At 41.1% G+C, this 25,996-nt stretch carries 28 protein-coding genes, 1 tRNA gene, 1 pseudogene and 1 riboswitch; of the genes and pseudogenes, 7 read left to right on the forward strand and 23 right to left on the reverse strand.

Annotation, left to right across the window (positions count from 1 at the left end):
- The 5 genes from ACZQK9_RS12730 to ACZQK9_RS12750 all read right to left on the reverse strand — a co-directional run.
- The coding region (locus tag ACZQK9_RS12730) for a hypothetical protein (RefSeq protein WP_483270815.1) at positions 1-290 on the reverse strand (290 nt) is incomplete at its 3' end.
- Position 291: 1 nt separating this feature from the next.
- The gene (locus ACZQK9_RS12735) at positions 292-924 is read right to left on the reverse strand and encodes an ATP-binding cassette domain-containing protein (protein WP_483270816.1); all 633 of its coding nucleotides are present in this window, start codon (positions 922-924) and stop codon (positions 292-294) included.
- 40 nt (positions 925-964) lie between these two features.
- Entirely contained in the window at positions 965-1,828 is an 864-nt protein-coding gene (locus tag ACZQK9_RS12740; RefSeq protein ID WP_483270817.1) for a hypothetical protein, read from the reverse strand.
- Positions 1,825-2,403: a hypothetical protein gene (locus ACZQK9_RS12745; protein ID WP_483270818.1), complete on the reverse strand. Its 579-nt coding sequence runs from the start codon at positions 2,401-2,403 to the stop codon at positions 1,825-1,827. The genes ACZQK9_RS12740 and ACZQK9_RS12745 overlap by 4 nt, the downstream gene beginning before the upstream one ends.
- A 22-nt stretch (positions 2,404-2,425) precedes the next feature.
- A complete protein-coding gene (locus ACZQK9_RS12750) occupies positions 2,426-3,313 on the reverse strand; it encodes a hypothetical protein (protein WP_483270819.1) in 888 nt (295 codons plus the stop codon).
- Between the two features lie 163 nt (positions 3,314-3,476).
- Between ACZQK9_RS12750 and ACZQK9_RS12755 the strand changes: the two are divergent.
- Positions 3,477-4,933 (forward strand): annotated as a pseudogene (locus ACZQK9_RS12755) (IS6 family transposase).
- 270 nt (positions 4,934-5,203) lie between these two features.
- Here the strand turns inward: ACZQK9_RS12755 and ACZQK9_RS12760 are convergent.
- The 3 genes from ACZQK9_RS12760 to ACZQK9_RS12770 all read right to left on the reverse strand — a co-directional run bounded on the left by ACZQK9_RS12760 (position 5,204) and on the right by ACZQK9_RS12770 (position 6,753).
- A complete protein-coding gene (locus tag ACZQK9_RS12760; RefSeq protein ID WP_483270820.1) occupies positions 5,204-6,013 on the reverse strand; it encodes a hypothetical protein in 810 nt (269 codons plus the stop codon).
- An 82-nt stretch (positions 6,014-6,095) separates the two neighbouring features.
- Complete coding sequence (locus ACZQK9_RS12765) at positions 6,096-6,572, reverse strand: DUF2712 domain-containing protein (protein ID WP_483270821.1); 477 nt, start codon at positions 6,570-6,572, stop codon at positions 6,096-6,098.
- A 16-nt stretch (positions 6,573-6,588) separates the two neighbouring features.
- Positions 6,589-6,753: an AgrD family cyclic lactone autoinducer peptide gene (locus ACZQK9_RS12770; RefSeq protein ID WP_216507465.1), complete on the reverse strand. Its 165-nt coding sequence runs from the start codon at positions 6,751-6,753 to the stop codon at positions 6,589-6,591.
- Positions 6,754-6,947: 194 nt separating this feature from the next.
- Here ACZQK9_RS12770 and ACZQK9_RS12775 point away from each other — a divergent pair, with 194 nt between their 5' ends.
- The 3 genes from ACZQK9_RS12775 to ACZQK9_RS12785 are packed head-to-tail and all read left to right on the forward strand — an operon-like array spanning position 6,948 to position 9,599.
- Positions 6,948-7,538, forward strand: coding sequence for an accessory gene regulator B family protein (locus ACZQK9_RS12775; RefSeq protein WP_178017459.1), 591 nt, complete (start codon positions 6,948-6,950; stop codon positions 7,536-7,538).
- On the forward strand, positions 7,535-8,275 hold the full coding sequence (locus tag ACZQK9_RS12780; RefSeq protein ID WP_483270822.1) for a LytR/AlgR family response regulator transcription factor: 741 nt from the start codon (positions 7,535-7,537) through the stop codon (positions 8,273-8,275). The genes ACZQK9_RS12775 and ACZQK9_RS12780 overlap by 4 nt, the downstream gene beginning before the upstream one ends.
- A 10-nt stretch (positions 8,276-8,285) precedes the next feature.
- Complete coding sequence (locus ACZQK9_RS12785) at positions 8,286-9,599, forward strand: sensor histidine kinase (protein ID WP_483270823.1); 1,314 nt, start codon at positions 8,286-8,288, stop codon at positions 9,597-9,599.
- Here ACZQK9_RS12785 and ACZQK9_RS12790 read toward each other — a convergent pair.
- Positions 9,596-10,270, reverse strand: a complete 675-nt coding sequence (locus ACZQK9_RS12790; RefSeq protein ID WP_118373788.1) for a YoaK family protein — start codon at positions 10,268-10,270, stop codon at positions 9,596-9,598. The two genes, ACZQK9_RS12785 and ACZQK9_RS12790, sit on opposite strands and share 4 nt — an antisense overlap.
- A 179-nt stretch (positions 10,271-10,449) precedes the next feature.
- Here ACZQK9_RS12790 and alr point away from each other — a divergent pair, with 179 nt between their 5' ends.
- Positions 10,450-11,550 carry an alanine racemase gene (gene alr / locus ACZQK9_RS12795; RefSeq protein WP_216507460.1) on the forward strand — a complete coding sequence of 367 codons (1,101 nt, stop codon included), beginning with the start codon at positions 10,450-10,452 and terminating at the stop codon, positions 11,548-11,550.
- A 1-nt stretch (position 11,551) separates the two neighbouring features.
- On the opposite strand, the gene ACZQK9_RS12800 is transcribed toward alr, so the two are convergent.
- Both ACZQK9_RS12800 and ACZQK9_RS12805 read right to left on the reverse strand, forming a co-directional pair.
- Positions 11,552-12,697, reverse strand: coding sequence for a DUF4317 domain-containing protein (locus ACZQK9_RS12800; protein ID WP_216507459.1), 1,146 nt, complete (start codon positions 12,695-12,697; stop codon positions 11,552-11,554).
- A gap of 190 nt (positions 12,698-12,887) precedes the next feature.
- Positions 12,888-14,264 (reverse strand): NAD(P)/FAD-dependent oxidoreductase, encoded by a 1,377-nt coding sequence (locus tag ACZQK9_RS12805; protein ID WP_483270824.1) that lies wholly within the window; start codon positions 14,262-14,264, stop codon positions 12,888-12,890.
- A 34-nt stretch (positions 14,265-14,298) separates the two neighbouring features.
- Positions 14,299-14,396: riboswitch (purine riboswitch) on the reverse strand.
- 158 nt (positions 14,397-14,554) lie between these two features.
- Here ACZQK9_RS12805 and ACZQK9_RS12810 point away from each other — a divergent pair.
- Positions 14,555-14,625 (forward strand) — tRNA-Trp (locus ACZQK9_RS12810).
- A 43-nt stretch (positions 14,626-14,668) separates the two neighbouring features.
- Here the strand turns inward: ACZQK9_RS12810 and ACZQK9_RS12815 are convergent.
- The 11 genes from ACZQK9_RS12815 to ACZQK9_RS12865 form a co-directional block, all read right to left on the reverse strand.
- Positions 14,669-14,788, reverse strand: coding sequence for a hypothetical protein (locus ACZQK9_RS12815; RefSeq protein WP_483270825.1), 120 nt, complete (start codon positions 14,786-14,788; stop codon positions 14,669-14,671).
- Between the two features lie 30 nt (positions 14,789-14,818).
- Positions 14,819-15,187 (reverse strand): PAS domain-containing protein, encoded by a 369-nt coding sequence (locus tag ACZQK9_RS12820; RefSeq protein WP_483270826.1) that lies wholly within the window; start codon positions 15,185-15,187, stop codon positions 14,819-14,821.
- Positions 15,184-15,789 (reverse strand): hydrolase, encoded by a 606-nt coding sequence (locus ACZQK9_RS12825; RefSeq protein ID WP_118546308.1) that lies wholly within the window; start codon positions 15,787-15,789, stop codon positions 15,184-15,186. Before ACZQK9_RS12825 ends, ACZQK9_RS12820 begins: the two co-directional genes overlap by 4 nt.
- A gap of 29 nt (positions 15,790-15,818) precedes the next feature.
- Positions 15,819-16,037: a hypothetical protein gene (locus ACZQK9_RS12830; protein ID WP_483270827.1), complete on the reverse strand. Its 219-nt coding sequence runs from the start codon at positions 16,035-16,037 to the stop codon at positions 15,819-15,821.
- Positions 16,038-16,115: 78 nt separating this feature from the next.
- A complete protein-coding gene (locus tag ACZQK9_RS12835; protein WP_483270828.1) occupies positions 16,116-16,433 on the reverse strand; it encodes a hypothetical protein in 318 nt (105 codons plus the stop codon).
- Between the two features lie 43 nt (positions 16,434-16,476).
- The gene (locus tag ACZQK9_RS12840; RefSeq protein WP_483270829.1) at positions 16,477-16,929 is read right to left on the reverse strand and encodes a YaiI/YqxD family protein; all 453 of its coding nucleotides are present in this window, start codon (positions 16,927-16,929) and stop codon (positions 16,477-16,479) included.
- A gap of 16 nt (positions 16,930-16,945) precedes the next feature.
- Entirely contained in the window at positions 16,946-17,305 is a 360-nt protein-coding gene (locus tag ACZQK9_RS12845) for a YccF domain-containing protein (RefSeq protein WP_118373795.1), read from the reverse strand.
- Between the two features lie 125 nt (positions 17,306-17,430).
- A complete protein-coding gene (locus tag ACZQK9_RS12850) occupies positions 17,431-17,850 on the reverse strand; it encodes a DUF1294 domain-containing protein (RefSeq protein WP_483270830.1) in 420 nt (139 codons plus the stop codon).
- A gap of 1 nt (position 17,851) precedes the next feature.
- Entirely contained in the window at positions 17,852-18,193 is a 342-nt protein-coding gene (locus tag ACZQK9_RS12855; RefSeq protein ID WP_118373796.1) for an arsenate reductase family protein, read from the reverse strand.
- Between the two features lie 12 nt (positions 18,194-18,205).
- Positions 18,206-19,705 (reverse strand): DEAD/DEAH box helicase, encoded by a 1,500-nt coding sequence (locus ACZQK9_RS12860; protein WP_483270831.1) that lies wholly within the window; start codon positions 19,703-19,705, stop codon positions 18,206-18,208.
- 28 nt (positions 19,706-19,733) lie between these two features.
- Complete coding sequence (locus ACZQK9_RS12865; protein WP_483270832.1) at positions 19,734-21,074, reverse strand: KAP family P-loop NTPase fold protein; 1,341 nt, start codon at positions 21,072-21,074, stop codon at positions 19,734-19,736.
- Positions 21,075-21,322: 248 nt separating this feature from the next.
- On the opposite strand from ACZQK9_RS12865, the gene ACZQK9_RS12870 reads away from it, so the two are divergent.
- Positions 21,323-22,252: a site-specific integrase gene (locus tag ACZQK9_RS12870; protein WP_021985791.1), complete on the forward strand. Its 930-nt coding sequence runs from the start codon at positions 21,323-21,325 to the stop codon at positions 22,250-22,252.
- A 143-nt stretch (positions 22,253-22,395) separates the two neighbouring features.
- Here the strand turns inward: ACZQK9_RS12870 and ACZQK9_RS12875 are convergent, their stop codons facing one another.
- Positions 22,396-25,350, reverse strand: coding sequence for an HsdR family type I site-specific deoxyribonuclease (locus tag ACZQK9_RS12875; RefSeq protein WP_483270833.1), 2,955 nt, complete (start codon positions 25,348-25,350; stop codon positions 22,396-22,398).
- Between the last annotated feature and the right edge of the window lie 646 nt (positions 25,351-25,996).

Below are 25,996 nucleotides of genomic sequence, written 5' to 3' on the forward strand. Positions count from 1 at the left end.
TAATTTCCAATACAGTATGCAAGCAGAATATACTGCAGAATCCAAGCCAGTGGAAGTCTGAACTGATCCGGTGTATTCTGGTTAAAATGAAATGGTCTCTGTCCCCAAAACTCATTGACTATATATCCAAGCGGTGACCAGCTTTCACCATACATTCCCAGATAGTCTCCACTCGCCCGGTCGAGCAAAAGACACGTAATAAAGACAAGTACGATAAGCCACAGATACCTTCTCCAAAACCGGATCAGTCCCTCACTGATATCATATTCCAAGAAGTGCAATAATCTCATATCATGCTTCCTCCAACCGTCCCTCTGACATATACAAAATCGTATCCGCCATATACTCCATTTCCTCTTTATCGTGACAGGCAATGATAATAATCCGTTCGTCATCCATCAACGCCCGGATGGCATCCCGGATCACACTGACACCTTCCGCATCGATCGCATTGATCGGTTCATCCAGCAGGATAATATCCGGCTTTCCCATAATTGCAGCTGCGATTCCAAGCCTCTGACGCATACCAAGCGAATACTTGTAATACTTCCGTTTGTCGTCGGGATCAAGCCCCACCTGTTCCAGGGTTGCCCGGATTTCATCCTGCGGCACACCGCCCTGCACCTTCGCCAGTATCTCCAGATTCTCCAAGCCGGTATATCCTCGCAGAAACGCAGGATTCTCAATCAGAAGTCCCATACTTGGCGGAAAAGAAATATCCTTTCCGAGCGTCTTTCCATTGATCTTCACAACTCCGCTGGTCGGATAGATCAGTCCTGCCATCGTCCGCATCAGCATCGTTTTCCCACAGCCATTCTTGCCACTTAAACCATAGATACAGCCCCCGGTAAATGTCTTTGTCACATCCTGCAATACCGGAACTCCCTTTATCTTCTTTGTCACATGTTCTAACTTTATCTCCATTTTCCCTGCACACTCCTCTCTTGACAGATATCACCGGACATTATAGAAAATCCCGCCGACGGTTTGAAAGCCATAACAGTAATCCTTCCACTGCCAGAATCGCAACTGTTACACTCACAATCCCACGAAATGTTATCCCAAAAACCAGCTGGCTCGGATTTACAAACATAGCCGGATTGTAAGCTGCAAACTCCGGGAACAAATTATACACACCATAAAACAGCATACAGTGAAGTAACATGGGAAATATCAATGTACCAAATCTGTTTTCCATCCATCCAACACACAGAAGTGGAATTTCTGCATAGATTCCCCCATATACAAATACAATTCCTGTATAGCTGATGGCATATAGCACTGGCTTTTCAAAGAAAAGCGCACTCCACATCATGGAATTACCCACGACATTCTGCATGGAAATAGGATCAATTCCAATCGCTGGAAGGTAACAGGCGGAAAGTAACAGACTTACCAACAGCGGCAAGGCAGCCGCACAGCCTCCACTTATAAAAATTGCTGCCGCTTTGCTTATGATATACTGCTTTCTTCCCCGCCGGACAAGCATCTGCATTGCATACCCGGATTTCCATTCCGAATACAGGGAAATACTGTATGGTAACACTGCAAAAAGAGGCAGCGCCAAAAACAGGAACTGATTAAAAGATGAGTAATATTCACATCCGATCCACCCCTGCATGATACAGGTCTGAAACCACGAACCGTAATGTTCATCGGTCACAGGTAATCCAAGAATATGATTCCTTTCTTTCATATTTACCTGATAAATATTCTGATACGCCCAGATTGTCTGTATGACTGCGAGCAGAACGCCGGACAATGCTGCTACGAGAAATCCTTTGGAACGGAATGCTTTTTTCATCTCTGTTGTAATAACTTCTTTCACTGTCCCTTTCCTCCTTCATACCGGATATCCTGAATCTTCATTTCCGTCTTGACCGGATACGTTCCGAGTACAGTCTCATACTCCATCTTTCCATTCTCCACATCCTTCCATTGCGCTTCCGATAAATTTGCCTTATAGATTTCATACGGAATCACGACTGTATCACCCGACCGGAAGTTCCCATCCGAAAGAGACGGATTCATATCCTGCGTCATAAATGGATCTGGTCCGTTAAACAAATGCGCATATTGAATCGGAATATAAAGATCCAGTTTGTTTGCTTCCTGTACTTTTCCAATCTGATATTCAACAACCAATAGTTTCATCTCATCTGCAGGTATGTTCGGATTCTGATAATCGGTAAGCTCTGGATGCTGTGTATAGAAATCTGAGCTGTTCCACATCTCGGCATTTACGATTGTATACGAAAGTCCACAATATTCCGCTGTCTGTCCCTGCGGAACCTCCCTTATTTCTGGTGAATATGTATGGGTGTTCACATACCAGATACGCAGACCCAGTCCAGTTACCGCAAGCAGGATACCAATTAAAATCAAGACCTTTTTTCTTTTCATGACATATGCTTCTCCTTCATAGTTATTGGCACTCTATATAAATGTGTGTCAACGCATCACGGATATTTTTTTCCTGCCATGCCTGATCTCCAGAAGATGGCATATTCCCAGCTATTTCCAGATAATATTTCGGAGAAGTGAAAACCTCATCCACGGATTTCTCTCCTATGAATTCATATGGATCTTCGCCATTCCCATCCCCTTCTGTATAACATTCAACATAACTGGTTCCTCCAATAGCTATCGTTACCGTCTCTCCTGGTCGAATCTGATAATATCTGGCAAGTTTTTCGATCTCCGCACCCTGTATTTCTTCCCAGCCGTCTCTTTTTGACATATAGAAATCGTTATACGCATACCCATAGAAACTCTTTCCGTCTACATATGCGATATAATCATCCTGTGTACACACAATCTCACACATAGTTGGCAAAAATTCCTTCTCATACCGATCCTCGTTTGTTACTTCAATCTCCGCATATACAAAGTTCGCTCCATTATCAAACTCTTCTGTTATCCATTTGGAATCCTTAGGATCTGTCTCAACGTAGTCCGAATTATAATGCTCACTCTCTACAAACGCTTCATATGTATCGTATACGTGGAAATACGTGACAGTAAATCCAAATCCATTATATATCTGATAGCTTCCTTTGGAAAATACGGAACCATCCTGTTCTACTTTCTCCTTATTTTCTACTGCCTGCTCAAAAAATTGCTGTTCTTCATCTTTATCTGATGCCGATGCAGCCATATCCGTGGCAGTTTCTGCTGCCACGGACGATGATACTTCTTCTGTCGTTACTTTCCCATTTCCAATAGAGCTTTTATTTTTTACAAATCCTATCATGCCAATAATCACGGAAAAGCAAATAACACTGCCTAAAAAAAATATCACCCGTTTTTTCATATTATCCTTCTCCTTAATTCAAAGGTAGTGTCAAAAGACACTCCATTTTTTCTTTATAAATCTTTTATTTTAAGGGATTTTACAAATAAAAAAGCAATACCCCCCTAAAAAGAAGTACAATGAATTCACCACAAACCATTATCATCATAGAAAGGTTATTGCCATGAACATTATACTTTATTTACTTAACATCATTCAATACCAATATAAAATTATTGGTCAACTTTTAACTTTATCTGTAAATACATTCCTCTCAAGCAGTGGGCTTTTGACGATTCACACTCTCCAAAGTATCAAAAATTCAAAATCGACAAACTACCAAAAATCATTTCCTACAAGCAGGATTGGGATTGGAAGGATCTTATTGGATACTATGAACAGCGATACCACAAGACAATCAAACCCGTGTTCCGTCATGGCGAATGCAACGTTCCTGAAGATCTCCGCTGTTTCTCCTGTAATGTTCCGTTCCATTACCTCATGTGGAACGATGGAAAAAACAGACCCAGATCTTATGCAAAGTATGCCAATCTCGTTTCAAGCCTAATGCTGAAGCAGATTTTCAAAAACGCATGTCTTGAAATGCCCTCACTGCAGCCACACTCTCGTACATACGAAAGACCGCAAACACTTCGTTATACATAAATATATTAATCCGAAATGTCCTTACTATCTCCGAAACCTCAAAAAAGTTGATAAAGCAGATCTACAAAAGAATAAATACAAGTACAAACTCCACTATATCTACCGCGAATTCCAGATAGATTTCTTTCGCATGGACTTAAACTCCGCGCCTAAGAACGCTTCATCTCTCAGATTCTCCAAGTTTGATCAGAATGTCATGGGATTATGTCTTTCCTACAAAGTCAATCTCGGATTATCCCTGCACAAAACTGCCCACGCACTTCACGAGATCCATGGTATCAAGATCTCTCACCAGCAGGTTGCAAACTATCTCAAAACCGCAGCCATATGCGTAAAACCCTTTGTAGATAACTATAATTATCAAGTAAAAACGTTTTTACTGCCGATGAGACATACATCAAAATCCGTGGAATCAAAGGGTACATTTGGTTTATCATCGACGCTGCAAAACGTTCAATCATCGGTTATCAGATATCTGATAACCATGGCGTTGGTCCAAGCATCATGTCCATGCGTATGGCTTTCAAACACCTGAAGGAGATCCCCAAGAATTTCCGGTTTATTGCTGACGGATACAGAGCCTATCCTTTAGCTGCACAGCAGTTCTTCAGACATTCAAAAGGTAAAATATAATTTGATATCACCCAGGTAATTGGACTTACCAACGACGATGCTGTATCAAAAGAGTTCCGTCCATACAAGCAGATGATTGAACGTCTCAATCGCACTTACAAAGCATCAAACAGACCGACAAACGGATTTGATAACATCGACGGTGCCAACTATGACCTTGCGCTCTGATTTGCCTACTATAACTTTCTCCGTCCTCATAAGCACGCCGGATACAATGTGTTAAACGAGGTCGATATACAGAAGGGTGCCCCTAACATGCCTGGTAAATGGCAGCTGTTAATCTTCCTCGGTCAGCAGACAATCAAAAATATGCAGAACCGCAACGCGGCTGACTGTTCTTAGATTCTGAGCCGGAGGGATTTATGAGCCACCGTGCAAGCGGCTTGGCCCTTGACCACACATAAAAAGAACTGCTACACTGCTGTGAGCGACGGATTAAACGAACTGTTCTTGAGTTCTTCGCCGTCGGTAACACCCTCCCAGCAGTTCTTTTTGTGCTGTCAAGGGTGGCGCATCCCTGCCATAGCAAAAATATCTACAGTTTTCAAGGTACGAAAGTGCCTTTTTTCTTTGTTACGTTTTTTCATACGTCTCTTGACACTATCCACAGTTTTACTGACATTCAATAAAAATATGTGTTAAATCTTTTTCTAAAACGGATTGTTCTCCGTTGGAAGGAACATTCCCTTGTACTTGAAGATAATATTGAGGATTATCAAACACTTTGTCTGCTCTGACTATTCTTCCATCCAAAGCATATTGAACGGCCGTACCAATCTGTATTGTTATGGACTTTCCCGGTTCAATATGGAAATAATCCCTTTCTTTTTCATCATTAAAATTCTTCCAATTATCTACCATACTTGCATAACAATTATCCGCTCCACCAAAATTATAATATCCTTCTTTATCTTTTGATCCATCTCCTGCACATACAATAACTGCATCATTGGACAAATATTCCTTTTCATATCGGTCCTCATTTGTAATCTCAACTTCCGCATATGCAAGCATGGTCTCCGAAAGTTCGTCCTCTGTAAATCCATTCAGTTTTGTCGGATCATAACATACAAAATCTGGATTAAAGTATTCACTTTCTGTAAACTCCTTATAAGTATTAAAAATTTTTAAATCAATTATTTTAAAGCCAAAGCCGTTGTATATCGGGTAACTGTCTCTCGAATAAATCGTTCCTGCCTTTGCTTTGTCTTTTTCTAACTGTTCGAAATATTGTTGTTCCTCATTCGGTTCCCCATCTGTTTCCACCATATTTTCCTCATCACTTTCTATGACTGTATGAACCGCTTCCTTTTGTTCTGCCGTATCCTCTTTTTCAGCATTTCGTTTCAATATTCCCACTATGACTACACCTATTGCCAATACCAGTATGCCCAGTAAAAGTACCCATATTTTCTTCTTCATCGTAATCCACAACCCTTTCGAATATCTAAGTAAGCATCTGCACTAACTAAACACAGATGCTTACTATTTATTCCGTTATATTTTACTGCAAAGTTTCATAAGTTCCTGCACAATCCGGACTCCATACTCCCTTCGCTGTACCTGAACCTGTCTTTGATCGAACGCCTACCGTCGCCTGAGGCAAACCTAACTCATGAACATAATTCGTGATTCTGTATTTTCCTGTCTGATTGACAGAATATGTTGCTTCTCCACGGTCACTCGTACCTGCTTTAACCATGTTTCCATGTGAATCTGTGCCATATGGCGTCACAGTTAATGCTTTCAAATTACCTCCATATGTACTACTCCAATAAAAATAAATTTTTGAATCATTCTCCTTTGGTCTTGACTTAATGAAATGAAAACCATATGAATTAGCAGCCAACGAAAACGGCCATGCCTCATCCTTTGTATTCGCCTGCGCATTATTCTGTGCTGCACCCAGTCCTGTAATTGACAACATGGCTGCCATCGCAGTCATTGCGATAAACCGTTTTACTTTACTTACTTTTTGCATAATACATGTAACTCCTCTACTGTACATTTCCACTTTTCTTCAATACTTCTTCCAGCCCCTCTGGTTCTTCTGGTTCATACCAGCTTCCACGACAGCATTCCGGTGCAATAGCTGCTACACCAATCGCGAATGCGCATAGCTTTCCACTATGCCTGACAAGAAATTCCAGTACTTTTTTCATGCTCTTTTCCCTCCTGTAAATAATTATTAAACCCATTTTTATCCTATCATACGCACAGATGCTTCTTTCATTTTTTCTGCGAATGGTCAAAAACGGGGGGTAAAGTGCATTTCACCCCCCGTTTTTGACCATTTACGGGAAATTATATATTACCAATTGTTCTATGTTATGATGCTTATATGGAGGTAAATCGAATGAAAATTACAGAAACGCTCAGCGTAAAAATCACGGATATATTTATCGATAATCACGTTCTACCGTTTCAGCAACGGGCAGCTTACATATACTGCTTTGACTTCTGTTTCGACTTATTCCTATATAATCTCAGCCTTCTGATTCTTGGAATCTTTTTCCATCATGGATGGCTGGCACTCGTCTACGTTTTTACAATGTCTCCACTCAAGATGCTTGCCGGAGGCATGCATGCATCTTCGCGCGGCATATGTGATATTATTTCTTATCTCACCTTCTGTATTGGAATAATTGTCACGATCTATCTGCCAATCCCTGCAATCCAGACATTTCCAGCCTTCTGGTGTTTCTGTGTATTGCTGATTACCATCATCATCCTTGCACCTGTGGATACAAAAAGCCATCGCCTGACTCAAAAGAAGAAACGTCGATTAAAATACCTGACTGCAATATATTCGATAATGCTACTAAGCTTGTACCTTATATTTTTTAACTTTTTTAGATTTGATTCTATCCAGATTATGTTCTTTTGTGTTATCGTAATATGGATAAACCAATTATTGGGGCGAATCAGCAAAGGGGGTTCTCAATGAAACTGAACATTGCAATCTGTGACGATGACGAAGCAGCAATTGAATATTTAAAATCCTGTATCACACATTTTTATTTTGCGTTTGATGTGGAGGTTTCTATCTCAACATTTACAAGCGGAAGAGCATTCTTAGATTCCTATACAGAAAAAGGACAATATCAGTTAATTTTCATGGATGTAGAAATGCCGGAGCTAAACGGTTTGGATACCGCAAGCATCCTGCGTTCCACCATCGACCGTTATGCCTTGCTCGTGTTCGTGAGCAATTATCCTGAATACATGCAAAAAAGCTTTACCGTCCGGGCATTTTACTATCTGACGAAGCCGTACACCACAGAGGATGTCGAAGAAGTACTGCAAAATGTGATAAACGAAATCGAACAAAGTCATACGATCTATTCCATCGTTTCTACCACAGAAGGGGAGATGACGATCTATATTCAGGATCTTCTCTATATCGAGGTTGAAAACAGTGATGCACAGACATTACTATTTCATCTTACGAACCGCACGATCTCTGTGCGCGGAACGCTTTCATACTGGCAGGAAACGCTTGCCTCCCGGCACTTTTACAAATGTTATCGCAGTATCCTGCTGAATCTGAAGCATGTACATTATTTTGAGAACAAAGATGTACTATTGGATAACGGAGAACGCCTCCCCCTGAGCAGAAATGCCAGACGGGAGCTGCTTTCCATCTACATGAATCACATTGTAGAATTAAATGATTTAGATTAGGGGGAGAACTATGTATTACGCGATTGAAGCACTTACCTATCTCTTTGATATGGTCATAATTATCATCTATATGAACGGCATCTTCCATAAGGAAAACCGCCGCACAGCCTATCCACTCTATATTGCGTGCTTTCTTATCATGGAGGTTCTTATCTATGTAAACCAGACTCTGTGCACCGGACTGCCATCCAAGCAATTTACAATAGCCACAAGCGTCGTAAGTCTGCTTACGACCTTTGCCCTGACCTTCCTATACAGGACGCGCTTGTCAAACCGCATATTTGTATCCATTTCCTTCCAGATTCTTGCTCTGCTTGGAGAAAGCTTTTTCCTGTTTCTGGTGAAAATAATAAACCCGGCAGTTATAGAGCTCCCTCTCCGCCAGCTTTCGATCCTCATGAATCTCGGTTCCAAGATCATGCTGTTCCTGTTGATTCTGGTTGTGATTTTCTTCTGGAACCGACACATAAAATATCACGATTATAAATACAACCTGTTATTATTTACGACGCCCGTGCTTTCTCTGGTAATTACCCTTTGTATTCCTGTCCGCAGCAATTACCAGTCAAACAATGCGTACTATATGATCATCGCCTATTTAGCGATTGCCCTGTTAAATATATTGAATTATTGTCTGTTGGATAATTGTTTTAAGATGGAGCAGATCAAGGACGAAAACCTTTCTATGCGCAGACAGATTGATTTTCAGCAGGAAAAATATTTCCAATTGGGAACCGCCTACAAGAAAACCCGCAGCATCGTACACGATATGAAGAACCATTATTTTGCAATCTCCGAGATGCTCAAGCAACAACAGACGGAGCAGTTAGATGCATATCTTCACTCTGCAATCAACGACATAGAAGCGAATTATATCAGTGTCAACAGCGGCAACCTTGTATTGGATGCCTTCATCAGCAGCTTCGAGATGCTCGCAAAAGAGAAGCAATTTGCCTTTTCCCAAAAGATTACATTGCAACCAACTCAGATTCCGGTCTCGGACTATGACCTGTGTACGATCGTCGGAAATATGCTGGATAACGCATCCGAAGCGGTCTGTAAATCCAGAAATCCGAACCGATATGTGCATTTCAATGTATGTATCTCTGAAAATAATACGTTTGTTATACATATGCGCAACACCTGTCTGCCGGAAGACCAAATAAAAAAGTACCCGGATCACCGAATGGATCACGGGTACGGTCTGGCAAATATAAAGATCATCACGGAAAAATATCATGGTTACATGCGGAGTCAATATATCGAGGATTCCTTTGAAACCATGATCGTTATTCCGATTCTTAACAGAAAACGATATTTTTAACGTTCCTCCTTAATCATAAGCAGACATCCGGCAAGCAACAGGACACAGGATATCCAGATTGCATGCACGCCGATCTGCATTGAGCAGATTCCACCGGCACCGGCACCGACTGCAAAGATCAATATGATTCCATAGTAATGCAGTGCCTTGCGAAGTGCCCCCTTCTGGTGCTCCCGGATATAGACGGACAGGCTCTCGGTTCCGCTTCTTAAGTTTCCGATACACATCGTGCTCGCATAGCCATAGCCATTTACCTTCCGGAACGTCTGTACCTGCATCGCACAGGCAAACGACACGAGCATCGTCGCCGCCATATTGAACTTCTGCGGCATAAAACCAACCGCTAATAAAATCAATATCTCAATCAAAACAACGATCTGCCGCCAGTGGATCTTTCTAGCATTCTTATAAGTATGTCCAATCCGTTCTGCCACGAGTACGCCAAATGCAAACGCAAGCACCGGGAACAAGTAGTGCAGCGCGCGCATCCAGTTTCCTTCCATCAGATGCTGGCTCATCAGCACAACATTTCCGGTCTGTGCATTCGAGAATACGCCATTTCGCACATTGTATGTGTACGCATCCTGAAATCCCCCTGACAACGCCAGAATCGCACTTAATAAGAATGTCTCCGACGTCTGAATCTTTGCATGTCTTGATAATGTCTCCATCGTAGTTACCTCTATATATTTCTCTTTTCAAAATATGCAAGTTGTAAACAAATCTTTTGCAACTTCGTTACAGTTATGATACAACTTCGATGCAATAATACACTATACTGCAAGCAGATACAAGAGTGAAATATTTTAACATAGTTTTTGCACCGCTGGCTAAAAAAGGAGGAATGACGATGACAACCTTAAATATTCGGATTCGTGCTTTGGAACACAATATCGAGATCATCAAATCTCTGGCTGCTGACGCACAGATCATAGCCGTATTAAAGGGGAACGCATACGGCTTGGGGCTGTGCAAATTTGCGACATTCTTACAGGCACGCGGAATCCGACATTTCGCAGTCACGGAAATTGAAGATGCCATTGAACTTCGAGAGAAAGGAATCTTCGGGGAGATTCTTCTTCTGACACCACTTTATCATCCAGAAGATATTACACGCGCGATCAAACACGACATCACACTCAGTATCACAAGCGTTTCATGCGGGCAGATCTTGGAGGATACTGCCGCACGCTTAAATCATTTTTGCGCCCATGCACACCTGTGCATTGATACAGGCTTTGGACGTTATGGTTTCCTATGCAGCAAAACCTCACAGATTGGCGACATCATCAACACCGTACATGCCATGACGCACGTACAGGTCACGGGAATCTATTCCCATTTCTATGCTGCCTGCTGTAAAAACGAGCGATTTGTCAAAAAGCAGTTTGAGGATTTTAACGACATTTGTTCTACTCTGACGGACGCAGGGATTCCACTTGGGATACGTCATATCTCCTCCTCTTCCTCCCTCGTCCGTTTTCCGTATATGAATCTGGATGCGGTCCGTATCGGTTCCGCATTTCTCGGGCGTCTTGCTGTTTCGAATTCCTGTGGATTTGAAAACGTCTGCAATCTGACTGCAAGTGTGGACGACGTATATGAGCTTCCTGCCAGACACAACATCGGCTACGGTAAAACCTGCCGTCTGTCCAAGGCTTCGACAACAGCCGTTGTATCGGCTGGATATTTTCACGGACTTGGTATGACACGTGAGGCTGCTCCGAAACGTCCCTCGCCGCTTCGTCTGCTTCGCCTGTGCAAGCATGCCTGCTTCCAGAAAAAGCAAACGGCAGAGTTTGAAGGTCAAACCCTGCCAGTTCTTGGTCAGATCAGTATGAATTCATGTATTTTAGATGTGTCGAAGGCTCCCGTCTCTATCGGAGACTCTGTGACATTCCGGATCAATCCGCTCTTTGTAAACTCCGCAGTTCCACGGGTGTACTGCTAGACTATATAGAAAGATCAATCGGTCCATCAAATTTATTGATCTTCACACCATTTACAAGTAAGTCATCACTGATTTCAATCACGATGCAGTTCTTGCCATCGATCTTGCGTACCTCAATCGCATCCGTCTGTTCAACCGGAAGGGAGACCTCCGTCTTGCCCGACTTGATCTTCAGCTTATTGCTTCCTTCGAACACATTGCTTAAGAGTACCTTTCCGTTCTCTTCGGTTGCCTCATCGAAGGTCTTCGTGAACGCCTGAATCTCCTCTTCCTCAAATCCGCTTTCCTCTAAGATACGCGCCGTTTCTTTCTTATCAACCACGACTTCCTCCTGGCTGTCCTTTAACTCCATCTCATGCTCCCGCATGTTTGAGTAAATCGCTTTCGCCTTATCAAATGTCATCTCCTCCACGGCTTCAATGGCATTGATAAACATCTCATTCTGCTTGCCAGCAGTCGCCGGAATCTCACAACCAAACACATCCATGAGCAGGCTGTCATTTAACTCAGACGGTTTCTTCGTATAGTAAAGTGCCGCATGTACATCACTCATGCGTTCATTAAATGCCGGGAATAAGAATCCGTTCATCGGCATCTCGACCATCATATTCCGCATCGCATTCTCCAGACTGTTATCGACCGGATTGTACATCAGCCCTGCCTTCGATGGTTTGAGAGGACAAAGTAATGTCAAATTGAACTTGTACACAACATCGGATGCATCCTCCATCTCGATTCCGTCCGCGGTCTTTCCCGGTACATCGTAGACACCATACACCAGCATAATATAATAATTATCCACATACGCATACGAATCGCGTATCTTCTCAAAATATGCCTGCAGCACCTGTGGATCTTTCAGTTCACTGTTTAACACCTGCATGAGTGTATCACGGTTTGGCACTGTAATTCCATTTTCCGTACGAAACACAAGATTCAGCAGATTCTTACCGATCCGCCCGGACAAGCCCTTCTTGATCAGGTCAAAATATTTGTGCTGTTCTTCCTCCTGCAGAACAAGGAATTTGCCTTGCTCCAGAATATGCATCTCTTTATTCGCATCGACATAGCATCCGGCAAGCCCGTGAATGCAGCAGTCGTTCTTCGTCATAATCTTCTTGATCTCAGTTACTTCGTTCTGTATCATGTTCTATCTCCTAACTCTGATTTGTTCTCCATCCAAACTAAACCACAATGGGCTGTTTTCACCACATACCAAAAGAAAAGACACTGCCAAATCACGAGCAGTGCCTTTTTCTTTCGCAACTTTACACTGATTCTACTTTAACTTAATAATGATAGCATAAAATCACCGGCATTTATACCCTATATTTACTTTAATTTATAAAATCCGTTATATTTCGAGCCACGTAGACACCGCTGGCAGATGCATGTGACAACGAATGCGTGATTCCACTACCATCTCCGATAATATATAGTCCCTTATGACGTGTCTCCAGTTTCTCATCCACATCAACTTCCATATTGTAGAATTTGACTTCCACTCCATAGAGCAGTGTGTCCTCGTTTGCTGTGCCAGGTGCAATCTTGTCAAGCGCATAGATCATCTCGATAATGCCATCTAAGATACGCTTTGGAAGCACCAGACTCAGGTCTCCCGGTGTTGCATTGAGCGTCGGTGTGATAAACGCCTCATCAATCCGGCTCTGTGTCGAGCGCCTGCCTCGGATCAGATCGCCAAACCGTTGTACGATAACACCGCCACCAAGCATGTTGCTAAGTCTGGCAATACTCTCACCATACCCATTTGAATCCTTGAACGGCTCAGAAAAATGTTTTGCCACAAGCAATGCAAAATTTGTATTCTCCGTCTGCTTCTCCGGATCTTCATAGCTGTGACCATTTACAGTGATGATGCCATTTGTATTTTCATTTACAACAGCCCCCTTTGGATTCATACAGAAGGTACGCACGCGGTCGCCGTATTTCTCAGTCCGGTACACAATCTTGCTCTCGTAAAGCTCATCGGTCAGATGCGCAAATACAACTGCCGGAAGCTCCACGCGCACACCAATATCCACACGATTTGATTTCGTTGGAATCTCCAGATCATCGCAAATCTTCTCCATCCATTTGCTTCCGCTTCGTCCAACCGATATGATGCAATTCTCACATGCATAGGATGCATCCTTGCAGACAACCGTGTAGCCGCCCGCCTCTTCTGCGACAACCGAATTCACCGGTGTATCGAAGAAAAACTCCACCTTGTCCTTCAGATACGCATACAGATTTCCAAGCACGACATAGTTGATATCCGTCCCCAGATGCCGTACAGATGCATCGAGCAGATGCAGATCATTCTGGATACATACTGTCTTGAACCGTGTACCCGCCGTCGAATAGAGCTTCGTGCCCTCGCCACCATAACGCATGTTGATTTCATCGACATACTGCATCAGTTCGAGCGACTGTTTCTTGCCAATATACTCATACAGCGTGCCGCCAAAATCATTGGTAATATTATATTTTCCATCCGAAAATGCGCCCGCACCGCCAAATCCGCTCATGATCGAGCAGCTCTTACAGCCGATACAGCTTTTCACCTTATCTCCATCAATCGGGCAATGCCGTTTGTCCAATGCATGTCCTGCTTCAAACACAGCAATCTTTAAATCTGGATTTTTCTGTACCAGTTCATACGCAGAGAAAATACCGCCCGGTCCTGCACCAATTACGATCACATCATACTTCATAAATAACCTCCCAAAATCAAAACATAAAAAAAGACCACGAAACAATTGTTTTCGTAGTCAACTCTTTACGGTAGTTGGTAGAAACGTTCAACCATATTATGAACATATACGCCTATTTGATTCATACATCAATTTATTTTATCATAATAAATAGGAATACACAATCGTTTTTTCTCTCTTTTTATAGCCTCTTTTTTAATTTTTTTCCTGCAATTTGCAAAATTTAATTCTTGACAAATGTCGATAAAACTGTATAATAGTACATGTGTCTTGCGGACACACCCAATTATAGGGGATTGGTCAAATGGTATGATAGGGGTCTCCAAAACCTTTGGCGGGAGTTCGATTCTCTCATCCCCTGCTTGTGAAAAAGCCTTGAAACATTGTGTTTCAAGGCTTTTTGTTTATAACATTTTACTGCTTGCACATAATATTTTCTTCGCGTCGTCGCGTTGCAAAGTCTGAATTGCTCTCACCGCTTCCAGTCCGTTCATCTTCGGCATCATAATATCCATAAAAATCACATCGTAATATTCGATTTCTGACGCCGCGAGCTACTGCATATCATAAAACTTCATCGTCTCCCGGTCACGATATTCATGTTTCTCATAATATCCGATTAATTTCTGCTCACTGTCCCGCAAAGCCACCATGTATACATCCTTGTTCTGCTTTGCATTGTAACTGGTATATACGATATTGTGGTTGACATCTGTTGCAAACCAATCAACCACCTGTTGAATCCGCTTGTTCGATTCCGGGTTATGACAGGCAAGCAGACTTTTCCCTATGAGTGCCTCGCCACCGCGCTTTGCATAATTTTTAATTGCTGCAGGGTTCATGTAAATAATTTCATGCTGTAGGTTACAGATCACAACCGATACCCGTTCCTGATCAATAATGCTTTTGAAATATTCATTCATGCGTTGTATACCTCCACCTCTGCCTGAATCTCATCCTCGGTTGCCGCCATCGCCTGTAACGTCATCGTCAGAAGCTTCTCTAACTCCCAGCCAAGCTGCTTGGCCCCGCGCTCGATTACCTCTCGCGAACATCCTGCTGCAAATCCCTTACTCTTATATTTCTTCTTCAGAGATTTCAATTCCATATCCTTTGTACTCTTCGACGGACGCATCAGCGCGGCCGCCCAAATCAGCCCGGTCAACTCATCGGCTGCAAAAAGCACTTTTTCCATCTCATGTTCTGGCTTCACATCGATCGTCTCACCACATTCAACCGTAATTCCATAACCATGCGAACATACACCATGAATGATATCCTCGGACACACCGCCCTCGCGCAGCAGCTCCGGTGCCTTCAGACAATGCTCTGCCGGATACAATTCAAAATCAATATCGTGCAGCAATCCAACGATGCCCCAATACTCAGCGTCATCGCCATAGCCAAGCTCGTTCGCATACCATTTCATAACCGCTTCCACCGTCAGCGCATGCTGGATGTGAAATGGATCCTTGTTGTACTTCTTCAATAATTCAAATGCGTCTTCTCTTGCAATGTGATTCATGTCTATTCCTCTTTTCTGTCGTTTATAATTTAATGAACCATGCCGGAATTGCTTGTATATGATTCGTTCAATTCCCGCAATTCTTTCTCGCCGTTGATATATGGCTCGTAAAACGCATCTACGGAACCGCCGCCTAAGTTATCACAGCCATTGCAGAAATCGCAGGCTCCGCCACATTGATTCAGTCCCCCCTGCACGATCCGGATTCGTTCCTCCCGCGTCGTATCTTTGATAAGTATACTTTTCATTCCAAGGCTCCTCCCTTCGGATTGCATGTCCACTTTTCATTTATTATAATTTCTGATTTCCACACTTGCAATTCTATACTACGGAATTTGGCTCTTGAATATCTTGAATACATAGACAAAAACGTTTCCAATCGATGTTAGATATATATATGTAGCATAAACATCTACCGCAATGTCTATCAACCATCCAATAACCGTAATCCTGTATCCTTCTTTCCACTCATCAATGATGCATTTTATAAAAGCAAACGGCAATATGATCAAACCAAGTAACACTCCACCACTAAACACCACTACATTCAGTTGCGACCCAATCAACACAGCGAAATATACCGCAATTGCCACCAATAAGCTTACCCACCATTGTGATTTTTTAATTTGTGTTTTCAACTTCATGTTCTTTTCCCCCTCTAATTCTCTTTTCATTTATGTATGTATATCAGATTTTCTTACATGCTTTCATTATCATTTTTTCAAACGACTGCGCAAATCTTATATCATCTTTCTCGGTCCGTTTTCTAGGACCTTTCATATGATTCTTCCCCGAACTGCGCCGTGCTTTCTTATTCAAATGCCGCTCCATCAGCATCTGGTCAATGTTCGCGTCTGTGTACCATTTCCCAGACTGATGAATGGCATACGCACCTTTCCCAAGTGCCATCGCCGCCACACCATAATCCTGCGACACAACGATATCGCCCTTATGGCAAAGACTAATCAACTTGTAGTCCACTGCATCCGCGCCGGCACCAACCACGATTACCTCACTGTAATCAGAGTTCAGGACATGATTCGTGTCGCAAAGCAGTGTCGTCCGGATATGATATTTTTCTGCGATTTCCTCCACGATACGCACGACCGGGCAGGCATCGGCATCTACAAATATTTGCATGATCTATTTCCTCTTCCTATGCAACCGTTGCCCCAAATGGCATCAGCGATAATTTCGCGAGCTTGAAAAATTGCTTTCCGAATGGAATACCTATAATCGTAATGCACAAGATACATCCCCAGACTACATCTGCAATCGCCATCGGAATCCCCGTCAAGAGCAGCCAGAATATATTCGCGATAAGACTCATCGCCCCTCCACCATATGTAACTTCCTTGCCAAACGGGAAGAATGCAAGCCCAGCGAACTTAAAGCACTGCAAGCCAATTGGAATTCCTATGATCGTAATGCACCAGCCGATTCCCGCAATCACCCACGAAAGTCCGGCTGCAAAACCGCCAAATATAAACCATAAAATATTTCCAAGTATACCCATGTTTTTGTTTTCTCCCCTAGTATTTTATTCTTTGTTTTTGTTCTATTCGAATCGTTCTCGCACTATGTGAATTGTGCTCTCGCTATTCGAATTGTTCGCGCGGTTCGCTTCCAGACTATATTGGCTTACCACGGCGCATTCATACAATAAAACAGCACCACAAGCTGTGTCACGATCATCATCGGAAGTCCCACCGCGAAATAATTCTTCTGCGTCTTGTGATGAAATAAGTACATCGCAATTATACCACCGATTGCGCCGCCAGCAAATGAAAATCCTAACAAAGTCACCACCGGGATTCTCCATTTTCCCTTGATTGCCGCATATTTGTCGATGCCAAACAGGATAAACGTTACGAGATTGATGACGCCAAGATATAATAGCAGAATCTTCCTCTGGCTCATGTATCTTACAATGTTAAATGTCAGCTTGTCTGCCACATAGCCTTTTGCGAATAAGAATATCACAATGGCAATCACCAAGGTACAAGCAAGTGTGACATGCAGCATCGCATTTGATTTGGTTGTTTTTTCATGTAGTTTCATATTATGACCACGTCTTCCATATTTCCGGATGATATCCTAGTGTCGACTGCTTTCCGTTCCGCACAACCGGTGTCTTGATCACCTGCGGATTCTCCAGTATCTTGTCCAGCTTATCCTCCGGGGCAATGTACTGAATCAACGCCAACAGATCTTTATCCTTAAAATCTGGATTGATCATATTCTCCATGCCACCATTAACGGATGCCACAGCATGGAACTCGCCTTTGCTCATGCCCTTTTCTTTCATGTCGATAAACTGATATTTAATTCCGCGTTCCTTGAAGAAACGCTCTGCTTTCTTTGTATCGTTGCACTTTTTTGTGCCGAAGATTTGGATGTTCATTTTTACCTCTATTCATTTACGTTTTCTTTTTACCTCAATTAACTTCTCAAACAATTCTTCATTATCTATAACCAAAATACACAATTTTTCCCTTGCTCTTGAAACGCCCTGATACCACAATTGATAGAAAATATAATTCGAATTAGGATGTTCTTTTCCCTGCAATCGCCCTTCTTCAGTATATTGAAAATTATCATCCATACTAAAAATCACATTGTCAAACTCCTGTCCTATTATTTCATGTGTATTATCGTAATTTCTAAAATAATCTATATTTGACGATTTTATAGACGGTGTATATGATATGAATTTAAACCCTTTAATATTCTCATAATATTTTACAATCTCGATAGCCATATGCCATCTCCTTGCATATATAATCTCTATATTTCTAAAACTAACATATTCTCCTGGAATACGTTTCAAATTAATTGCACATTCTATAAATTCTAAAATATTGTAATTTGTTCGTATTTTTACCGATAATGACTCTTCATAAAACTCATCATACTCTCTCAATTTAGTAGGTATATCATTTTCCATCTCCCTTTTTGATAACACCTGTTTATAATCATACGAAAAAATACAGTTCTTTCCTATTTGAAAAGCCGATATAATGGTATACAGATTTGCCGGATAAATCCTTTGTGATTCATCAACTAAAATAATTTGATATTTTTTTAATGTGTCAAAAGAACACACCTTAACTGGCAATATATCGACATTATTCATTATTTTATTTAATTCTTCATGTCCTTGTGACAATATGCCGCAATGGACAATACACAACTTATATTGGGAACTCAAATCCTTCGCTATATCATATAGCAATAATGTTTTACCTGTTCCTGCACCTCCTTGTATTCCCCACATTTTATGTTCTCCAGAATTTATACTATTAATAATCTTTACCTTAATTTCTTCTTGATGGTCCGTTAAATAATATTGTTCATGGATAAATTTCTCTGGTGTGTTTATAGGAGATATCAAATATTCCTTGGCTCTAAAAAATTCTTCAATTTTTTCGGTTACGCAGGGAACATCTCGCCCTATCGCCGAAATAATATCACTAATTTGGACCTGTATTAATCCACTATTTTCGTCATAAGTGTAAACTATTCCAGTATCTCCTGTTTTAACATATGTAAAACTTATTATCTTTTTCTCCAAATGTGATAAATAATATCTATTTTTTTCTAATTGTTTTTTTATTTTTTCCTCTTCCACTTCCCTACTTTTCAATTCAATATTAACTATACAATCATCCTCATATATCTTTAATAAATCAAACTCTTTGGATATATGAGGAATTGAAAAATCATAGAAAAAATTATCTAAATGTGTTAATTGTACATAATTTTCTATTAATTCACCAACAAATTGCTTTAACGTATCAATTTCACATTTCTTCAATTTAGAATCATTATGTACATTGGCTAACGTTCTATAATATTCTGATATATCATAGTTTTCTGGATTTTGACATAACAAATATAAATTTAACGCGTTCATAAACTCCCCCCTATCACATTTCTATATCTCATATCATTTTTTTATAAATATCAACAAACAATTTACAAATATCAATTTCAAAATTTATTTCTCCAGTTCTAACGTTTTTAGGTAGCATAAGGGAATATTTTTCCGCAAAAACTCTATCAAAGATATACCACATTATCCCAATTGACATTACTTTTACATAATTCTGTGTATCTAAATAGGATATTCCAGTTTCCATTTGTTTTTTCAAATCTTTCAAATACTGAATTGTACTATTATTAATAACTCTTTCCAAATTAATAAACCTGTCATGATCAATCTCAGGTATCCAATGAAAATCACCTATTTCTGTCGTGTCTATCCCCGTCATTTTCGCACACTGAATTTTATATGCCATAATTCCAAAAATCATTTCAAAACCTAGCACTTCTGCTCCCAAAACATCCCTTGTACATATAGAATGAATTAAATATAATTTTTCTACAATTTTTTCAAGGTTTCTAATATCTATTGCATCCAATAAAATAATTTCATTTATCACTCTTACTATATCTTCTGGATCATCAAATTTATTAAAATAATAATCAAACTTATTAATAAAATTATTTTGCACTTTTCCAATATCTAGCTTTACACGAAAGGAAATAAACTTTCTAAGATATCGTTCAGTATCAACCTGTTCTCCATAAATTTCTTTCACGGAATGTTCCAACTGTGTACTATCAATTGCCAGCAGAACAATCACATTATCCAATCCCTCAAACATATGATGTAAACGCTCTAACACTTTAATTGCATATTCTGGCATACATCGATCCAACTCATCAACCACTAATAATACTGTTTTATTTTTTGATAATTCTCGGATTTGATCTCGTGTAAAATCCAGTGTCTTTTTGAAAGAAAACATTTTATCAAAGTCGGACGGATTTCCTGCTTCTTGAACTTTGTCCTCTTCCAATTCCTTACATAATTGCACTAAATCTATACCAATTTTATTTTTAACAAATTCTCCCGCTATTTTTCCTAATACCGTTTTTAAATCTCTATATTCTTCTGTCAGAGCCGTCTCTATTTTTTTCTCTTTATTACGTTTTTCTAACATCGCCGACACAATTGCAACCGCTGGTTCCTCATAATAATCATACTGCCAGCAATTATAATGGAACACATAAAATCGATCGTCCTGCGTTTCTTCATTTTGCAGTACCTCTAGCTCCTTTTCTAACCGTTCCAGAATATATGTTTTACCATACCCCCACTTACCATCAAGCGCAAATACTCGCCCCTGTTTTTGTTCAGATAGGAGCACTAAAATTTGCTCTATATCATCAATAATTTTTTTCCTGTCCAAAATATCAATTTCTTCTGTCTGTGACATATTCTCCTCCTTATGACCAACTTTTCTATTTTCTAATATTACGGATTAAGTAACAGAAACTAAGACATATGCCAGAAAAACTATATAACATAAATCCCCATTTAGTTATATATCCCCATTAACCAAAATCCATATATTTATATTACAATAATCTACAAAAAATACAAGATTAAACTCCGATACGACACGATTTAATTTAATACATTCATACATCGACGTGCACCACTATCAAAAAGGAGGATTTACAAATGAACACACCAACATCCAGAAATCCAATGCTGTTTTGTGATTACTACAAGCAATGGATCAACGTCTACAAAGAAGGAGCGATCCGTCCGGTCACCATGAGCAAATACAACATGGCGCATCAATGGCTGTTAAAGCTGGCTCCCGATCTGTCGATTTCCGAACTGGATCGGATTTCTTATCAGAAAATACTAAATGAATATGCAGAAGAACATGAGCATCAGACAACGATGGATTTTCACCACCATGTGAAATGTGCCATTTTAGATGCCGTGGATGAGGGGCTGATTCCGCGAGATCCAACCCGGAAAGCGATCATCAAAGGCAAAAAGCCACGTGAGAAAAAGCAGAAATTTCTCAATCAGTTTGAGCTTCACAAACTAATCGAAGACCTTGATCTGGGGCCGGAAGTATCATGGGATTGGTTCATCCTTCTGGTTGCCAAAACCGGAATGCGGTTTTCCGAAGCGCTTGCATTGACGCCGAGGGATTTTGATTTTTCACGGCAAATACTGACGATCTCCAAGACATGGGATTACAAAGGAAATGGCGGCTTCCTGCCAACCAAGAATCAATCGTCTGTCCGAAAGATACAGATTGACTGGTTAACCGTTATGCAATTTGCCGGACTGGTGAAAAAGCTTCCGGAAGATGAACCGATCTTCGCAAAAGGGAAAATATATAATTCCACCTTGAACGGAATATTGGAACGACATTGCAAAAATGCCGGAATCCCCGTCATCTCTATCCACGGTTTACGTCATACCCATGCCTCGCTCATGCTTTTCGCCGGCGTTTCCATCGCCAGTGTGGCAAGGCGCCTCGGACATGCCAGCATGACGACCACACAGAAGACCTATTTGCACATTATTCAGGAATTGGAAAGTAAGGACATTGACATCATCATGCGATCCCTTGCGAACCTGAATTAAACTACTTCGCATCCAAATATGCACGTCGATTTATAATAAAACTGGGAATACCATCCATAGATATTCCCAGTCTATTCCAGCCTATCAATTTTTCATTCGTCGTTTGCAGAAAGCGTCCTATATATCCGCATCCCGACATTTCATCAATCGCGCAGCGGCAATACATTCTCCATCAGATCATGCTTGAACTTCTCTACTATAATCTTACGGAACTTGAATTTCGGCATAGGTTCCTCTACACCCTCCTTATAGGATGCATACGCACGATCCTTGAAGGTGTTTTCATTTGCCATCTCGCCATCCCGGTAATTATACACTTCATAACGCACATCGTCCTCATTCAGATTCCACAGCTTCGCAAATGTCTTGATCTCCGTATCTATCGCATCATAGCGCATCTGGTTGACAACCACTGCGATATCCTGACCTTTGTACCGATCTTTGTCCTGTTCGATATTATCAATCACCTGCTCCAACAGTTCACCGAGCTTCTGATTATCCTCAGCAAATTCCTTCGAGATCTCGCGCAGCGCCAGAATGTTCTTCGCAAATATCGCATTCTGAAAATCATTGCTCGACTGATCCAGATAATTCACCAATCCCTGCAACAGCTCGACAATATACTCGAAATCCACCCGCATCTTGCTGTACGCAATCAGATCATAGTCGTCCATAACCGGATCATCGTTTTCCGCCTCATCCTTCGGTTTCTTCAGCTCTTCCATAACATTTTTATACATTGCCGCATAGTTTTCATATTCCTCCTGCGAGAAATCATAGTCTGCAAGCAGTTCTTCCCGATATCTGGAAAATGCTTTCAAATGTGCAAAGCTCTTATCCAAACTCCGAAATGCATAGATAAACGACTTCTTCTGCTCCCTTGACAACTGACTAATCTCTTCCGGTGTCCGTCCCAATGCATGAATCGTCTTTACATCAATCGAAAAAACATCAAGCACGCTCTCCCAATCTTCTGATACTGCTACGCCTTCACCGCCTCTGGAATACAGCCGCAATGCCCGGTCAATCTCTTTCTTGAAGTCTTTTGGGGACTGAAATGTTACAACCTGTCCATATGTCTTATTTGCATCAAACAAACGATTCGTTCTTGAAAAAGCCTGTATGATATCCTGTGGGCTCATTGGCGATCTATCCATATACAAGGTGGACAGACATGGAGCATCAAATCCCGTCAACAAACGATTGACAACGATCACCAGATCCAACTGCTGACTCCGCTCCATATAACGTTTTTCCTTTCGAGCCAGACGATCATTCAGATTACTATTATACGCGTTGATATTCTCCACGTCATAATGTGTGCCAAACATCTCATTGTAATCTTGCAGGGACTCCCGCATTTTATCCTGATTTACTGTTGATGCCTCATCATTTTCCGTCACGGAATATGTAATTGCGAATTTCGGGAAATCAGGAACTACCTTGCAAATCTCCTCATTTATCTTTAATGCATCTTTGCCCTCTCTGATCCGTTTCAACAACTCATAGTATCGCTGTGCTTTCGCGATGGATCCGACTGTCAAAATGCCTTCGTATGTTCGTCCCTTTCCATTCTGCATGCCTAATTTCGTATAAGACTGATTGAGCACCACATCCAGAACCTGTCGCATATGCTCTTCTGTCTCAAATACCGCATCATCCACATCTTCTTTTTTCGGTCCGAGATTCTCAACCATGAATCCGAGAACCGCTTCGTCATGAATGGCATTCTTGATTGTGTAGCTATGCAGGCATGCTCCGTACAGCTCATCGGTTGTCTGCGGAAGATCACCTTTCTGCTCATACCGGTTCTCCTCAAAGATTGGCGTACCTGTGAATCCATACCATAGAGAATGTGCAAAAAATCGTTCAATCTTACGTTTTGTCTCCGGCGTGACGGCTCTGTGACATTCATCTACCACAAATGCAACCCGAAGGTTGCGGATTTTGTCATATTCTTTTGTTCCCTCCTGCAGTCTCTTGGTAATCATCGTCTGCAGCTTCTGCCGCGTCGTGACAATCATCTGTCGGTTGCCATCTGTCAGACGCCGAATCAGGGCATCCACATTTTCCGTATCATCCACAATGATCGTGTCATTTTCCGCATAGGATTGGAACGCCATCTTCGTCTGCATATCCAGATCTTTCCGGTCAATCAGGAATATTGTCTTTTCTATGGACGGAATATCCATCAACAGATTCCTTGTTGCCTTGTAAGATGTCATCGTCTTTCCGGAGCCCGTTGTATGCCAGATATAGCCTGATATACTCCGCTTGGACGCTGCCCGCATCGCTTCAATCGCATGAATCTGATATGGTCGCAAAATCAATAATTTCTTCTTCTCATTATCAAGCACCGTATATTTCGCAATCATCTCATGCGCCTGTGGAATCCGCAAAACAGCCTTCGCGAAATCCAGATAATCACAAACCGGATAGTTCTCGTTATCCACCCATCCGGTTATAAATTTCTTACCTTCCGCTAATTCTGCTGCCCTTGCCGCCGCAAAATATTTCGTGTCAACGGCATTACTCACAACAAACATCTGTACATTTGAAAAAAGTCCGCGGAATTTCCCTTCAGAAATATACTTCTCTATCTGCCGATACCCATCCATATAGGAATGATCCTTGTTCTTCAACTCAATATGTATCATTGGGATTCCATTGATCAACAGCGTCACATCAAATCTTCGGTCCCGCTTGTCATCCACCTCATCTGTCTTGAATGCCTGATACTGGTTGATTACCTCGTAGACGCTCGTTCCCCCGGCAATATGCTCGTTGTTCATCACAACCAAATGCAATGTGTCATTGCCTCTTTGTACATGCACATAGACTTTTCCGTTCTCACCAACCTGCCATTTGCCTGCATCATAAAAAGAAGCGTGCGATACATCATTTTTGATCTTTGCAAATTCACTCTCACTGAGTGGCGTGTCGTTCAGCTTTGCCTTGTTGTTCTGCTCCAATATGTATTTGAAGTTATCCCACAACTGCTCCTCCGTCCGAATATCCTTCCGATATGTCCACTGTGAATCCCCACCGCATAATTGGTCAATTAATCTCTGCTCAATTACTGATTCTAATTCTCCCATTTCTTTCGTCCTTTCTTGTAATTTTTTATGATTTGTTGCGATATCTCTATCGCATTTTATGCTTTGATTGACAAACATGTGATTTGCCATATATTGTTTCAATTTTTTCAGTTCGCAACACTTACGCTGATGAAGAGTGATGAGGCGGTTCAAAGCATTCATATATACTGATATTCTCTTTTGTTCTTCTAAAGACTTCGGTAAATCCACTGTTACCTCATCAAAAAATCCCTTTGTATCTACATTAAGTAATCCATGATTTCTTGCGCCCTCTGCACATATCATAGACAAATCTCCATACCATTTAAGAGTATCAAAAAAGCACTCCAAATAGTCTGATTCTACTTCATCTGAAGTAATTCCAAAACATATATATAATGTCGATAAACAGCCCTGTTTATAGGCATTTAGCCTTTTTATAGAACCATAATCAAAACCATTAGAATAGCTCTTGTTATATGCAAATTCTCCTTTTTTCAATAGATAATAATTGCTCATATCTTTGGCTGCTACAACCTTATTAAAAAAGTCTCTCTGGTCAATCAATCCAAACTGTGAAGCTATTGTAAGTGGTAAATCTGATTCATTATTTCTATTTTTTCTGGTTATTCTTTCGCAAATTTCACTAAGCTTACGCTGTTCCCAA

This window comes from Wujia sp. (assembly GCF_056872695.1).